At 62.9% G+C, this 13676-nt stretch carries 11 protein-coding genes and 3 pseudogenes; 8 read left to right on the top strand and 6 right to left on the bottom strand.

The features are described from left to right. Window position 1 precedes the first annotated feature (1 nt). Window positions 2-346, bottom strand: a pseudogene (locus JQ609_RS23715) (PfkB family carbohydrate kinase); the annotation flags it as partial. A 3-nt stretch (window positions 347-349) separates the two neighbouring features. Beyond that, window positions 350-1099, bottom strand: a pseudogene (locus JQ609_RS23710) (FGGY-family carbohydrate kinase); the annotation flags it as partial. Here JQ609_RS23710 and JQ609_RS23705 point away from each other — a divergent pair. Further along, window positions 1097-1300: pseudogene (locus tag JQ609_RS23705) on the top strand (YciI family protein); the annotation flags it as partial. The pseudogenes JQ609_RS23710 and JQ609_RS23705 overlap by 3 nt on opposite strands. 270 nt (window positions 1301-1570) lie before the next feature. Here the strand turns inward: JQ609_RS23705 and JQ609_RS23700 are convergent. Next, entirely contained in the window at window positions 1571-2206 is a 636-nt protein-coding gene (locus JQ609_RS23700) for a TetR/AcrR family transcriptional regulator (RefSeq protein ID WP_212275145.1), read from the bottom strand. A gap of 234 nt (window positions 2207-2440) precedes the next feature. Here JQ609_RS23700 and JQ609_RS23695 point away from each other — a divergent pair, with 234 nt between their 5' ends. The 7 genes from JQ609_RS23695 to JQ609_RS23665 are packed head-to-tail and all read left to right on the top strand — an operon-like array spanning window position 2441 to window position 10453. After that, a complete protein-coding gene (locus tag JQ609_RS23695) occupies window positions 2441-3754 on the top strand; it encodes an NAD(P)/FAD-dependent oxidoreductase (RefSeq protein WP_212275144.1) in 1314 nt (437 codons plus the stop codon). A gap of 5 nt (window positions 3755-3759) precedes the next feature. Next, window positions 3760-4614 carry an ABC transporter ATP-binding protein gene (locus tag JQ609_RS23690; protein WP_212275143.1) on the top strand — a complete coding sequence of 285 codons (855 nt, stop codon included), beginning with the start codon at window positions 3760-3762 and terminating at the stop codon, window positions 4612-4614. After that, complete coding sequence (locus tag JQ609_RS23685) at window positions 4611-5405, top strand: ABC transporter ATP-binding protein (protein ID WP_212208341.1); 795 nt, start codon at window positions 4611-4613, stop codon at window positions 5403-5405. Before JQ609_RS23690 ends, JQ609_RS23685 begins: the two co-directional genes overlap by 4 nt. Continuing rightward, a complete protein-coding gene (locus tag JQ609_RS23680; RefSeq protein WP_212275142.1) occupies window positions 5405-7339 on the top strand; it encodes a long-chain fatty acid--CoA ligase in 1935 nt (644 codons plus the stop codon). Before JQ609_RS23685 ends, JQ609_RS23680 begins: the two co-directional genes overlap by 1 nt. After that, the gene (locus JQ609_RS23675; protein WP_212275141.1) at window positions 7339-8211 is read left to right on the top strand and encodes a branched-chain amino acid ABC transporter permease; all 873 of its coding nucleotides are present in this window, start codon (window positions 7339-7341) and stop codon (window positions 8209-8211) included. Before JQ609_RS23680 ends, JQ609_RS23675 begins: the two co-directional genes overlap by 1 nt. Window position 8212: 1 nt before the next feature. Beyond that, the gene (locus JQ609_RS23670) at window positions 8213-9259 is read left to right on the top strand and encodes a branched-chain amino acid ABC transporter permease (protein WP_212208338.1); all 1047 of its coding nucleotides are present in this window, start codon (window positions 8213-8215) and stop codon (window positions 9257-9259) included. 33 nt (window positions 9260-9292) lie between these two features. Next, entirely contained in the window at window positions 9293-10453 is a 1161-nt protein-coding gene (locus JQ609_RS23665; RefSeq protein WP_212208337.1) for an ABC transporter substrate-binding protein, read from the top strand. A 195-nt stretch (window positions 10454-10648) separates the two neighbouring features. On the opposite strand, the gene JQ609_RS23660 is transcribed toward JQ609_RS23665, so the two are convergent. From JQ609_RS23660 to JQ609_RS23650, 3 genes are read right to left on the bottom strand one after another with little or no spacing between them, the layout of a single operon-like run. Beyond that, window positions 10649-11842, bottom strand: coding sequence for an acyl-CoA dehydrogenase family protein (locus JQ609_RS23660; RefSeq protein ID WP_212275140.1), 1194 nt, complete (start codon window positions 11840-11842; stop codon window positions 10649-10651). Then, entirely contained in the window at window positions 11839-12777 is a 939-nt protein-coding gene (locus JQ609_RS23655; RefSeq protein WP_212275139.1) for an alpha/beta hydrolase, read from the bottom strand. Before JQ609_RS23655 ends, JQ609_RS23660 begins: the two co-directional genes overlap by 4 nt. A 1-nt stretch (window position 12778) precedes the next feature. Next, window positions 12779-13537 (bottom strand): SDR family oxidoreductase, encoded by a 759-nt coding sequence (locus tag JQ609_RS23650; protein ID WP_212275138.1) that lies wholly within the window; start codon window positions 13535-13537, stop codon window positions 12779-12781. Window positions 13538-13676 lie beyond the last annotated feature (139 nt).

Here is a 13676-nt window from a genome sequence, read left to right as displayed (position 1 = left end):
GGATGGAGCCCTGCCGATAGGTCCAGTGTCGGGACGCCGTCGCCTCGTCATAGAACGCATATTGCGGCTCGCCCCCCACGTGACGGACGAACGCAAGCGTCGTCTGATTCTCGCTGCGCGACGCATAGCGAAGGTCAACCCTGGAACCAAGCGCGTGGTCGGCAATGATGCGTCCGAAAAGATCGGTCGAAATGCCGCCCACGAACCCCGCCGGCGCGCCGAGGCGAGCCATGCCGACGGCGATGTTGAGACAGGAGCCACCGGCAACCGGAACGCTCGCATCGCGTCCGTCAGTGGATGTGACGGGAAGGAAATCAACCAGCGCATCTCCGCAAGTCAGCAGCATGGCTCAGCTTTTCGTTTCAAACCCGGCGATCGATGACGTCCCCTGCATGCTCGCGCGGCTCTCCCGATCGAAGGTACGCATTAGTCCATGAACCTTTCGCTTGCTGCGATGGGAGTCCGCCATTGCGGACGCGATCGGCTCGCTCAGCCGGCCGATCGCCGACATCGCGGCCATGGCCTCGCCGATCGATCCGCGGGATTTGGCCGCCACCGCGCCCAGCATGGCCGCACCCAGCAGGACGGGCTCCGGTGTTTCCGGCACGGCAACGGCCAGGCCCGTCGTATCCGCCATGATCTGGCGGACCAGCGGGCTTCGTCCCGCGCCGCCGCTGATCACCATCATGTCGCTGTCGACGCCGTGCGCCCGAAAAGCATCGACCACATCTGCCAGGCCATAGGCAAGGCCGCAGAGTCCGGCCACGAACAGCCGTTCCATCGAACCGATATCGGCGTCGAGATCCATCCCGGCAACGACCGCGCGGGAATAGGGATCTGCGAAGGGTGAGCGGTTGCCGAGAAATTCGGGCAGAACGTGGATATCACGGGCAAGCATTGCCGCCTCGCCCAAGTTCGCCACGCGCGCGACGACGCGCCGTTCGAGAAATTCCGGAATCTCCATGCCGGCCGTATGCGCTGCCGCGATGGCCTCACCATGGGCAGGATGCGACTTGACGAGCTGATCGATCGCCGCTCCTGCAGCGGACTGTCCGCCCTCGTTGAGCCAGAAGTCCGGCACCATCCCCGAATAATAGGGGACACCTCCCGCTTCGGCGTCAAGATCGTGATGTCGGGCCCGCTCGTTTCCGACGACGGTCAGACCATGATCGGGAGCCTGTTCCTGATCGAGGCGCCGAGCCGCGCCGAGGTGGAAGCCTTCAACCGCGCCGATCCCTTTGCCGCGGCGAGCATCTGGGAGAAGGTGTCGATCACCGGATTCAGTCGTCGCCAGGGTTGAGCGAGAGCGGATCGAACTGGACGATGCAGCTGGTGTTGGCTGGGAAAGTGCCGGCAATCCTCCTTTGTCCACCTGCACGACCTTGGCCCGACCGTTTACCCGAATTTGAGGGCGCCTTCACAGCGAAACGCAAGACGGACTTTGGCTACGCCGTTTTTGCCGTCCTGCGGCGAGTTGTCGAACGCATCGCATACCAATCAACGGTCGCTTCGAACCAGGAATAGTCGTTCATCCGTCGTGTATACAACCCACCGGCTACCGCGCCCAAAGCTACGCTTTCTCTCGCCGGTTCGTCGTGACGGCCTTCCCAGCCCCTCCCGGCACGAACCCATGCAGGAACAATTCGACCGCCATATCAGCGAACTCCTGCGGACCGATCCCACCCTTGGGGTCGTACCAGGTGTAGGTGTAGTTGATGATGCCGAACAGGATCATCGTGTAGATCTTCTTGGTGCGCCTGACGATCCTCCCCTCGGCGTCGAGCCTGACCAGCAGATCGGTGACGATATCGACCAGCTGCCGCTCGAGATCCTTGATGGCCTGCTGTTCGTCCTCGTTCAGGAACGAGAGATCGTGAATCAGTACGCGCTGCTCATGCGGCGATTTGGCGTTGACCTCGACGATGGCGCGAATGACGTTTTGAAACTGCGTCAGCGTCGGACCGCCGGCGGCAACGGCGGTTTCGACATGCTGGATCATTTCCCGGATATGCGCGTCCAGGATCGCGAACAGGATCGCTTCCTTGGAGTCGAAATAATGATAGAGCGCGCCGCGCGACAGCTTGCAGGCATCGGCAAGGTCGGCGATCGAGGCGCGCATATAGCCCTGCGCCGAAAACAGCCGGGCGGCATTGGTCAAAATGCCGAGATGGATGCCGTCGTAGTTCTCAGAGCGTGTTCGCGCCATCGGATATTGTCCGCTTCCATTCAGCTTTAGCTCGTATTCCCAAGGACATGCTTAGCTGATTCAGCAGCCCTTTTTCACATCTCGATGCATCGGCCGGGCCTGCAAGGGCCTGCGGCCGATCGACCACATCCCCCTTATCGCAAAAAATTATTTGAACGGCCAGTCGGATTATAATAGAATGATCCAAATCAAGGACAGCCCGGATCAAACCGTGCAGTGGTTTTGGGAGGTGGAATGACCGTCGTTCGGGCGAATGCTGTCGTGATCGGGGCTGGTGCCGGCGGGCTTTGCGCCGCGGCTCGCCTTTCCCATGCCGGGCTTCATACAATCGTCGTCGACGACAAGGATCGGATCGGCGGGCGGGCTTCGACCGAACAGATCGACGGCTTCACCGTCAATATTGGCGCTATCGCCATCGAACTCGGCGGGGTATTCGAGGAGACCTTTAATACCGTCGGTGCGCCACTCGATATCCGCACCCCCGAGCCCGCCAGTTCCTTCTTCATCGACGGCAAGCTGATCGATGTCGGACGCGGCGGCTGGTCGCTGCTGCTGGGGCAACTGACAAAACAGGCATCGCGCATTCTGGAGAAATTCGCCGACGCCCGCTCCGGCAACCTTCCGGACGGGCGCCAATCGACCGAGGACTGGCTCAAGACCTACACCAGCAACGCCTCGGTGCACGCGATTTTTCGCAATCTTTGCGCGGCGATCTTCGCCTGCAATGCGGCCGAACTGCCGGCGCGCGCCTTCCTGACCTATTTCACCAGCAAGGGCGCTTTCAAGCGCTTTGGCTTCTGCCCGCAGGGCACGATCGGCGTCTGGAACGCACTCGGAACCGCGATCAAGCGCAATGGCGATATCTGGCTGTCGACCCCGGCGGTGCAGATCCATACGGCCGACGGCCGCGTTGAAGGCGTCACGGTTGTTCGCGGCGGTCAAAGGGTGCGGATCGAGACCGATCTCGTCATCAGCAATGCAGGTCCGAAGGCCACGCTCGCGCTTGGCGGCGAGGCCGCCTTCCCGCCCGCCTATGTCCAGCAGGTGCGCAGCGGCTTAAGGCCCGCCGCCAATATCGTCATCAATATCGCAAGCCAGGAGCCGCTGATCTCCCATCCCGGTATCGTGACCTTCGGCAAGACCCGTCGTCTCTGCAACATGGCCAATCTCACCGCGACCTGCCCCGAACTCGCGCCTTCCGGCTGGCATCTCTACGTCGCCTACGCCGTGCCAATTCCGGCGCTCGGTGATTTCGATTCCGAGGCCGAAGTCGAGCTGGCGCTGATGGATTTGCGCGAGCAATTCCCGAATTTTGCGCAGGCCAAAATCCTTTCGATCCGCGTCATGCGCGACGATTGGCCGGCCCAGCGCAGCTGCGCCGGATACGATCTGCCGCGCGAGACCGGCATTGACGGCCTGTGGTGCGTCGGCGACGCCGTCAAGCAATATGGCAATGGCGGCACGCAAGCCTGCGCCGAGACCGCAAAAATCGTCACCGATGCGATCCTGGCGCAACGGCCGCGCCTGCCACAATCGAGTCGGGTGTGAGCACGATGCCAACGACGATTCCGGCAAAAGTCGATCTTGGGGGCGTTCACGCAGCACCCGATCCATCATGTCTGCTCGAATTCCGCAACGTCCGCATCGTCTACGACAACGCCATCGAGGCGATCCGCGACGTCAGCATTGCCGTTCCCGAAGGCGGCATCGTCGCCCTGCTCGGCTCCAATGGCGCCGGCAAGTCGACCTTGCTGAAGGCGATGTCGGGGATCCTCTACACCGAGGAAGGCGTCATCGAGAACGGCGCCATCCGATTCCGTAGCGAGGAAGTGCATCGTCTACCGCCCGATGAACTTGTCCGGCGCGGCATCGTTCAGGTACCGGAGGGTCGCCGGGTGTTTCCGGCGTTGACCATCGACGAAAACCTGCAGATGGGCGGCTACACCAGGACGACAGCCGAAGCACGCGAGCGGCGCGAGAAAGTGTTCGCGCTGTTCCCGCGCCTGTACGAACGGCGCGACCAGATCGCGGGCTACATGTCCGGCGGCGAGCAGCAGATGCTGGCGATCGGCCGCGCCTTGATGACCGATCCCGTGCTGCTCGCGCTCGATGAGCCCTCGCTTGGGCTGGCGCCGCTGATCATCGACCGCATCTATGAGGTGATCGCCAAACTGCGCGACGAGATGAAGATGACAGTGCTACTGGTCGAGCAGAACGCGCAGCGCGCGCTCGATATCGCCGACTACGCCTATATCCTGGAGACTGGCCGCGTCGTGCTCGACGGCACGGCGCAGAAGCTGGCGTCGAACGAGGACGTGCAGGAGTTCTATCTCGGCGTCTCCAATTCGGGGCGCAAGAGCCTCCGCGACGTCAAGCATTACAAGCGGCGCAAACGGTGGCTGTCGTGACCTCCCTGCTCAGTGTCAAAAACCTCAGCAAGCGTTTTGGCGGCCTGCAAGCGGTTGCCGATGTCAGTCTCGACGTGACATCAGGCGAAATCTGCAGCGTGATAGGCCCGAACGGTGCCGGCAAGACCACGCTGTTCAACATGATCTCCGGCGTGCTGCGGCCGAGCGGCGGCCACATCCTGTTCGACGGCGTCGATCTTGCGACCGTCTCGCCGTCGCGCTTCGCCGCGATCGGGATCGGCCGCACCTTTCAGAACCTTGCGCTGTTCAAGCACGGCACCGTGGTCGAGAACATCCTGACCGGCCGTCACACCCATCTGCGCTCCAACGTGCTCGATGCCGTATTCTTCCTCGGCCGTACACGGCGCGAGGAGATCGAAGCCCGGCAGCGGGTCGAGCACATCGTTGAATTCCTCGAAATCGAGCACATCCGCGACGCCATTGTCGGCACGCTGTCCTACGGCCAGCAGAAACGTGTCGAACTGGCGCGGGCGCTGGCCTGCGAGCCGAAACTGCTGCTGCTCGACGAAATGGTCTCGGGCATGAACCAGGAGGAGACCGAGGACATCGCGCGCTTTGTGCTCGATATCCGCGACGATCTCGGCATCACCGTGTTGATGATCGAGCACGAGATGCGGATCGTGATGGATATTTCCGACCGCGTGCATGTGCTGAATTTCGGACGCAAGATCGCCGAAGGTACGCCCGCCGAAGTACGGCGCGATCCGGCGGTGACCGAGGCCTATCTCGGCGGGCATCGCGCGGAAGCCGCAGCACAGGCGGGCGCGTGATGTCTGTGATCAAAACCCTGCGAACCGAGCACTCCGCGACGCCATCAGATGCAGCGCGAACGTCGTCCGCGCACGACGCCGGCTCGTTGCGGACTGCGCTGAAGTCCGCCTCGATCACCATTCCGCAATTGCTGCGCCAGCGCGCCGCGATGCATGGCGCCCAGCTCGCGCTGCGCGAAAAGGAATACGGCATCTGGAATCCCTATTCCTGGAACCATTATTACGAGACCGCGCGTTCGGTGGCCCTCGGGCTGCTCGCGCTCGGGATCAAGCCGGGCGACCGCGTCGCGATCGCCGGCGAGAACACGCCGGAATGGTTTTACGCCGATCTCGGCGTCCAGATGATCGGCGCGGTCGCGGTCGGCATCTATCCGACCAATCCCTGGGTCGAACTGCAATACATCGTCCGCCACTCCGGCGCGCGGGTGGTCATCTCAGGCGACCAGGAGCAGACCGACAAGGTACTGGACGCGCTGGCCAACAATGACGGCCTGCCGGCGCTCGAAGCCGTGGTTTGCGTTGACATGAAGGGCCTCCGGCAATACCGGCAATCGCAGCTGATGTCGTTCGAAGCCCTGTGCCAGCGCGGCCGGGCTTATGCGCTGGGAAACCCCGACGCCAATGCGGTGCTCGATCGCCTGATTTCGCAGGCCTCGCCCGACGACGTCTCCATCCTCGTCTATACGTCGGGCACGACAGGCCCGCCCAAGGGCGCGATGCTGACGCACCGCAATCTGGTCTATGCCGCCTACATCTACGCCGAAGCCGTCGGGATATCAGACAAGCCGTTCGAGGCGGTGAGCTACCTGCCGCTGTGCCATGTGGCCGAGCGTTGCTATGGCGAGGTGACACATCTGGTGCTTGGCGGCGCCGTCAGCTTTGCGGAATCGATCGACACCGTCGCACTCAATATCCGCGAGATCGCGCCGACGTTCTTTGTGAGCGTTCCCCGCATTTACGAAAAGCTGCAGCAGGGCTTTCTGTTCCGGCTCGGCGAGAGCGGCCGGCTGCGCCAGCGCTTTGTCAAAGCCTGCATGGCCTGGGGTCGCAAACTGTCGGACCGCCGGCAGGCCGGGACCACTACATGGCTCGATCGCCTCAGCTATGCGCTGCTTTACGTCCTGCTGTTCCGCAACATCCAGCGCCATCTCGGCTTTGCCCGCAGCCGCCATCGTCTGTGCGCCGGCGCGTCGATCTCGCCGGAGACGCTACGCTTCTTCGACATCGTCGGCCGCCCGGTGTCGCAGGGCTATGGACTGACCGAAAGCGGCGGCGTCGCTTTCATCCAGACCGGGAGCCATCACCGGCTCGGCGGCTGCGGCCTGCCCCTGCTCCACACCGAATGGAAACTCGACAGCGACGGCGAGATCTTGCTGCGCAATCCCGGCGTCTTCAAAGGCTATTTCCTCGACGAGAAGGCCTCTACCGCGACGCTCGATTCCGCCGGTTGGCTGCGCACCGGCGACATCGTCGAGGTCATGGACAATGGCGAGATTACCGTGGTCGACCGCAAGAAGGCGATCATCATCACCGCCGGCGGCAAGAACATCGCACCTTCAGAGATCGAGAACGCGCTGAAGGACAGCGAGTTCATCAAGGAAGCGATCGTGGTCGGCGAGGCCAAAAAATATCTCGGCGCCATCATCCAGGTCGATTTCGACAATGTCGGCCGCTGGGCCCGCGACAAGGCGTTGGCCTACACCAACTACAAATCGCTGTCGCATCTGACAGAGGTGCATGACCTGGTCGAGCGTATCGTCAACGAGACCAACAAGCGCTTCGCACGCGTCGAGAATATTCGCCGCTTCGCCATCCTGGAGAAAGAACTCGATCATGACGACGGCGAACTCACCGCCACGCAGAAGGTGCGCCGCGCCATGATCGAGAAAAAGTTCGCGCGCGAACTCGCCATCATCTACCAGGCGGAGGTCTGATGCAGTACTTCATGCAGCTCCTGATATCCGGCCTGGCGATCGGCGCCATCTATGGCCTGATCGCGATGGGCTTTGCAGTGATCTACAAGTCAACCGGCCTGGTCAATTTCGCGCAGGGCGAAATGACCATGATCACGGCCTATATCGCCTGGACCATCTCGACCACGGTCAGCGGCAATGTGTTTGTCGTGGCGCTCGGCGCGATCGTTGCCGCCGTCGTGCTCGGCCTCGTCATCGAGCGCGTGGTGATGCGGCCGATGCTGGGCGAACCGGTCTTTGCCACCGTCATGGTGACCATCGGCCTGGCCGTGATCCTTCGCTCGTCGATCAACTTCATCTGGGACGCCTATCCGCATGGCCTGGATGTCGGTTTCGGACGCACCATCGTGCGGATCGGCTCGATCGGCGTGCGGACCGGGCAGATTGCCGTCATCGCCACGCTCCTCCTGCTGCTCGCCGCAATCTGGGCGTTCTTCCGCTACAGCAAGATCGGCGTCGCGATGCGCGCCGTCGCCGCAGATGACCGCACCGCGCTCCTGATGGGTATCAGCGCGACCCGGGTCCATGCGCTGGCCTGGGCCGCCTCGTCCGTCATCGCCGGAATCGGCGGCGTGTTCTTTGCGCTGTCCTATGACCTGTCGCCGGCGATGTTCCAACTCGGGCTGAAGGCGTTTCCGGCCACTATCCTCGGCGGTCTCGACGCCGTGCTTGGATCCGGTCTCGGCGGCCTCCTGATCGGCATCACCGAGAATCTCGCCGGCGGCTATCTCGGCTCCGGCATGAAGGAAGTCGCCGGCTTTGCGATGATCATCGTGGTGCTGATGATCCGCCCGTTCGGCATCTTCGGCGAACGCGACATCGAGAGGGTTTGAGATGCGGACCGGCGATTTCAAACAGACCTACGACGAACTCGTTACCCTCGTCGACTCCCCGCCGGTGTGGCTGTGGTCGGCGCTACTGGTTGCAGGCCTGGTCGTCACCCCCTTTGTGCTGAACTCCTATGCGCTGTCGTTCCTGATGATCATCCTGATCACGGTGGTCGGCGCATTGGGGCTGAACATCCTGACCGGGTATACCGGCCTGATCTCGCTCGGCCATGTCGGTTTCCTCGTCACCGGCGCCTATGCTTACGCAATCCTGGTTTCCAAATATCACATGCATCCACTGCTCGGTTTCCTCGGCGCCGGCGTGGTGCCGGCGCTCGCCAGCCTCATCGTCGGCGCGCCGTCGCTGCGGCTGAAGGGGCTCTATCTCGCGATCACCACCCTCGCCTTCTCCTTCATCATCAACACCGTGATCCTGGAAGCGCGGTGGCTGACCAACGGCGCCCGCGGCATTTCGGTGCAGCGGCCGGAGATCTTTGGCCTCAGCTTCGACAGCGACGCCGCGTTCACCTATCTCTGCCTTGGCTTTGCAATTCTCACACTGTTCGCCACGCTCAACATCCGCCGCAGCCGCGTCGGCCGCGCCTTTGTCGCGATCCGCGATAACGACACCGCCGCTCGCGTCATGGGCATCAATCTGCACGCCTACAAGCTGTTCGCCTTCGTCACCTCGGCCTTCATCACCGGCCTCTCGGGCGCGCTGTACGGCATCTATTTGTCGTTCGTCAGCGTCGAAGGCTTTCCGTTCCTGCTCTCGATCGAGGCGCTGGCGATCCTGATCGTCGGCGGACTCGGCTCGGCGCTCGGCGCCGTACTCGGCACCATCCTGATTGTGCTGTTGCCGGAAGCGACGCGGTTCGCGTTCAGCCTGTTCAGCGCCCAGATGGACGCGATGTTCACGACCGGCGCGCAGGAGCTCAAGAGCATGCTCTACGGCCTCGTCATCATCCTGTTCCTGCGCTTCCAGCCGCGCGGCCTGGTCGGCGCCTGGCACGACATCAGGCGGATGTGGGTGAACTGGCCGCTGCGTTACTAACCGGAAAAAGCAATCGAACAGGAGGAGGAAACAATGATCAAATATCTGGCGACCGCATCGCTGTTGCTCGCGGGTGTGTCTCTCTCGATCGGCGCGGCGCTGGCCGCCGACCCCGGTATCACCGACACCGAAATCGTGATCGGCGACGTCGAACCCCTGACCGGCCCGCCGGCGCTGCTCGGCGTCGCCGCATCGATCGGCCACAAGATCGCGATCGCGGAAGCCAATGCCGCTGGCGGCATCAACGGCCGCAAGATCAAATACGTGCTGGAAGACGACGGCTACGTCACCGCCCGCACCATCCAGGGCGTCAAAAAAGTGACCGACGTCGACAAGGCCTTTGCCCTGCTCGGCATCTCCGGCTCGGGACAGTCCATCGCCGTAATGCCGCTGCTGGAGAAGTCCGGTATCCCCACCGTGATCGATGTAGCGCCGGTCAAATTCCTCTGGGAGCCCCCGCGCAAGAACGTGTTCGTGGTCGGGCAGTCCTATGAGGAAGGCATCATCCATCTCGTCAACTATCTCGCCGAGAAGAACCCCGGCAAGAAATGGGGTCTGATCACGCAGGACGATGACTATGGCATCACCGTGCGCGACGGCTTCGACACCGTGGTCAAGGCCAGGAAACTCAACGTGGTCTACAGCGGCAACTACAAGAAAGGCCAGCAGGACTTCTCGTCTGACATGCTGCAGCTGAAGGATTCCGGCGCCGAGGTGTTTCTCGCCGGCGGCATCATCGGCGAGAACATCGCGATGATGAAGGAGCTGGAAAAGCTCAACATCAAGCCTGTGGTCGGCATCTTCTGGCCCGGACGGGTCGAGCCGGTGCTGAAGCTGATGGGACCGGCCGGCGACGGCATCTACGCGGTCGACTATGTCGAACCGTTCGCAGGCGCTGCCGGCAAGGCCTTCCTCGAGAAAGCCAAGGGTCTGCTTCCGGAAGCCGAGATGAAAGGCATCAACCGCTATTCCATGACCGGTTACGCCGCCGCCAAGGTGCTGATTTCTGCAATCGATCGATGCGGCAAGCAACCGACCTGGGCCTGCACCATCGCCGAGCTGGAGAAGACCAAAAACGTCGAGACCGGCATCATGGCACCGATCAGCTTCGGCCCCGGCGTCCGCTTCTCGAACCAGAAGCTGCAGATCATGCAGTCCGAGTTCTCGACGCTGAGTTTCAAGCCGGTGAATTGAGAGTCGGCAGTGGTGCTTCCCCTCTCCCCTTGTGGGAGCGGGTGGCTTCGCGAAGCGAAGACGGGTGAGGGGTTCTCTCCTCACGGTAAGACTCGAGCTTGAGGATAGAGACCCCTCATCCGACGCGCTTCGCGCGCCACCTTCTCCCACAAGGGGAGAAGGAAGAGGAACACAGCCCGCGTTTCCGATACCGCCTTACATCCTTTTGGCGACTTCTTCCAGCATGACCTCGGTGGCACCGCCGCCGATGGTCAGCACGCGGGCATCGCGCACCATCCGCTCGATCGGCGTGCCGCGCATGAAGCCGGTGCCGCCATGCAGTTGCAGGCAGCCATGCACGACCTCGTGCAACACCTCCGGTGACAACGCCTTCACCATCGACACTTCGCGCGGACAGGGCTTGCCGGCTTCGACAAGCTCCGCCGCGTGATAGGCGAGCGCCCGGGCAGCGGCGGCCTTGGTCGCGAGCGAGGCGAGTTTGAGTCGCACTGCCTGCTGGTTCCACAAGGGGCCGCCGAATGCCTGGCGGCTCTTCACATAGTTGGTCGTGAGTTCGATGGCCTTGGCGGACTCGCCGGCGCAGATGCCGCCGATGCAGATGCGCTCGTTCTCGAACGTTTCCATGATGCCATAGAAGCCGCGGTTCTCCTCGCCGAGCAAATTTGCGGCCGGGATACGGACATCCTGGAACGCGATCTCGGCGGTGTCGGAGCAAAGCCAGCCGTGCTTGTCGAGTTTTGTCACGGAGATGCCCGGCGTCGTCCGCTCCACAATGAAAAGCGAAATGCCACGGCTGCCCTTGGCGGCGGGATCGGTGCGCGCGGCGACAATCAGGATGTCACCATACACAGCGTTGGTGATGAACATTTTTGAGCCGTTGATCACCCAGCAATCGCCATCGCGGCGGGCCCGCGTCTTCAGCCCGGCAACGTCGGAGCCGGCATCGGGCTCGGTCACCGCGATCGAACAGATCGTCTCGCCCCGGATAATCGCGGGCAGATACTGCTGCTTCTGTTCGGGCGTGCCGCGCAGGGTAATGTGGACGGCCGACATGTCGGTATGAACAAGCACCGACGAGGTGAAGCCGCCGAAGGTCGAGCGCCCGAGCTCCTCCGCCCACACCATCGACGCCAGCGGACCCATGTCGGTGCCGCCATATTCGGCAGCGTGGCGCATGCCGAGGAAGCCGAGCGCCCCCATGCGGCGATAGATTTCGCGCGGGATCTTGCCGTCGCGCTCCCACTGCTCGCCATACGGCACGACCTCCTTCTCGACAAAGCGGCGGACCTGCTCGCGCAGCATCCGCAACTCCTCGGACAGATGCGGCTGCTCCGAGAAATGGAACTCGCTGTCGGCGTGGCTGCGCGGGTCGGCGGGCCTGACGTTCATGATGGTGCCCTCTCGGCCCTGATGTGAAGGTGTTGGTTGAGAAATTGCGCGATCGACGCGATGGCCCGATGCGCCTCAACAAGCTCCGCGCCGAACATCTGGAAGACATGGATCATGCCGTCCCAGACTTCCAGATTGACATCGACACCGGCGGCGCACGCCTTGTCGGCGAGCATGACGGAATCATCGAGCACGGTTTCGCGGTCGCCGACCTGGATCAATAGCGGCGGCAAACCGGCAAGGTCAGCATACAGCGGCGATACCAGGGGATCGCGGGGATCACCCTGCCCGCCCAGATAATTCTTGGCCAGCGCCAGGATCATCGGACGCTGATGGATGGGGTCCGCTTCGGCACGGCTGACGTAACTCGCGCCGGTCGCTGCCAGATCGGTCCATGGCGACATCAGCACTGCCGATACCGGCAGCGGAAGCCCGCGTTCGCGCAAGGTCAGCATCGCGGCGAGCACGAGATTGCCGCCGGCGGAGTCTCCGGCAAAGGCGATACTGGCGGGCTTTAGCCCCTCATCAAGCATCCAGCCATAGGCCGCGAGCGCATCGTCCAGCGCAGCCGGGAAACGATGCTCCGGCGCAAGTCGGTAATTGATGGCGAGCACCCGGCAGCCGCTGGCAAGTGCGATCTGCGCAATCAGGTCGCGGTGCGAGGCTACCGAGCCGATGCGGAAGCCGCCGCCATGGAAATAGAGAATGGCCCGATCCACGGGCGCATCAGCGGGCGATATCCATTCGCCCTCGACGCCACCGGCAAAGATACGTTCGCAGTTCACGCGTGCGGCGCTGCCTCCGAAGGCCGCATCCCAATCCTCGCGCATTTGGGTCACTGACGTGTCGCGGTTCCAGCCACGGTAAACTGCGCGAATGCGCGCGATCGCAAGATCGATCGGCGCCGTTGTGATATCTTCGCCTGCGCGCGCCATCTCAGCCGCCCATTCCCATGCCGCCGGAGACGCCGATGGTTTCACCGGTGATATAGCCCGCCTGATCGGATGCCAGAAACAATACCGCGGCGGCGATCTCTTCGGGCTCGCCCAAGCGCCGCAACAGGGTGGCATCGGTCATGGCGCGCAAGATCTTGTCGCCGCCCTTGGCGACGGCCGCCTCCAGCATCGGCGTGCGGATCGGCCCCGGCGCGATGGTGTTGGCGGTAATTCCGAAGCGGGCGTTTTCACGCGCAATGCTCTTGGTGAAGGCAATGACGCCGCCCTTGGCGGCGGAATAGACTGCGCCGCCCTTCGAGCCAAGCCGCGCCGCTTCCGAGGTGATGTTGATGACACGCCCGAAACCGGCCGCCTGCATCGCCGGGAGCGCGGCGTGCGTGCATGCAAAGGCCGAGACCAGATTGACCGCGAGCAGCCTTGTCCAATCTTCCGGCGTCGTGTCGGTGAAGAAGGCGTGCTGGTCGACGCCGGCATTGTTGACCACGATATCGAACGGCCCGTGCTGCGCCATGATCGCCTGCACCATAGTGGTATCACCGACATCGAGGCGGGCCGCGGTCGCGCCGAGCTGCCCGGCGAGGTCCGATGCCTTGGCGATATCGAGATCAGCGATCACGACGTTCGCGCCGGCACCGGCAAAACTTCGCACGATCGCAGCACCAATGCCCTGCGCACCGCCCGAGACGAAAGCGCGACGGCCGTCGAGCCGCCCGAATGCGCGCGTGCCAGAGGCAGGCACTGACTAAAGCGTGATGGCATTAGGTTCGATAGCCTGAGTTTTTGAGGTAGTTGGCACATTCTTCTGAGGTGAAGGCATCGAGTGCGCAGCCGATTGCGGCGCAGACCGCGTCGACAGTTCGCGCGGCAGCTTTGCGGAC

The organism is Bradyrhizobium sp. AUGA SZCCT0169 (genome assembly GCF_018130085.1).
Lineage (GTDB): Bacteria > Pseudomonadota > Alphaproteobacteria > Rhizobiales > Xanthobacteraceae > Bradyrhizobium.
The sequence above is the reverse complement of the archived record's forward strand: the minus strand, read 5'-3'. Positions and strand labels throughout refer to the sequence as shown.

What these genes read in the sequence shown, in the direction of transcription:
- JQ609_RS23695 (WP_212275144.1), top strand. Translation starts at nt 2,441, where the DNA reads ATGACCGTCGTTCGGGCGAATGCTGTCGTGATCGGGGCTGGTGCCGGC.
- JQ609_RS23690 (WP_212275143.1), top strand. Translation starts at nt 3,760, where the DNA reads ATGCCAACGACGATTCCGGCAAAAGTCGATCTTGGGGGCGTTCACGCA.
- JQ609_RS23670 (WP_212208338.1), top strand. Translation starts at nt 8,213, where the DNA reads ATGCGGACCGGCGATTTCAAACAGACCTACGACGAACTCGTTACCCTC.
- JQ609_RS23700 (WP_212275145.1), bottom strand. Translation starts at nt 2,206, where the DNA reads ATGGCGCGAACACGCTCTGAGAACTACGACGGCATCCATCTCGGCATT.
- JQ609_RS23680 (WP_212275142.1), top strand. Translation starts at nt 5,405, where the DNA reads ATGTCTGTGATCAAAACCCTGCGAACCGAGCACTCCGCGACGCCATCA.
- JQ609_RS23675 (WP_212275141.1), top strand. Translation starts at nt 7,339, where the DNA reads ATGCAGTACTTCATGCAGCTCCTGATATCCGGCCTGGCGATCGGCGCC.
- JQ609_RS23660 (WP_212275140.1), bottom strand. Translation starts at nt 11,842, where the DNA reads ATGAACGTCAGGCCCGCCGACCCGCGCAGCCACGCCGACAGCGAGTTC.
- JQ609_RS23665 (WP_212208337.1), top strand. Translation starts at nt 9,293, where the DNA reads ATGATCAAATATCTGGCGACCGCATCGCTGTTGCTCGCGGGTGTGTCT.
- JQ609_RS23655 (WP_212275139.1), bottom strand. Translation starts at nt 12,777, where the DNA reads ATGGCGCGCGCAGGCGAAGATATCACAACGGCGCCGATCGATCTTGCG.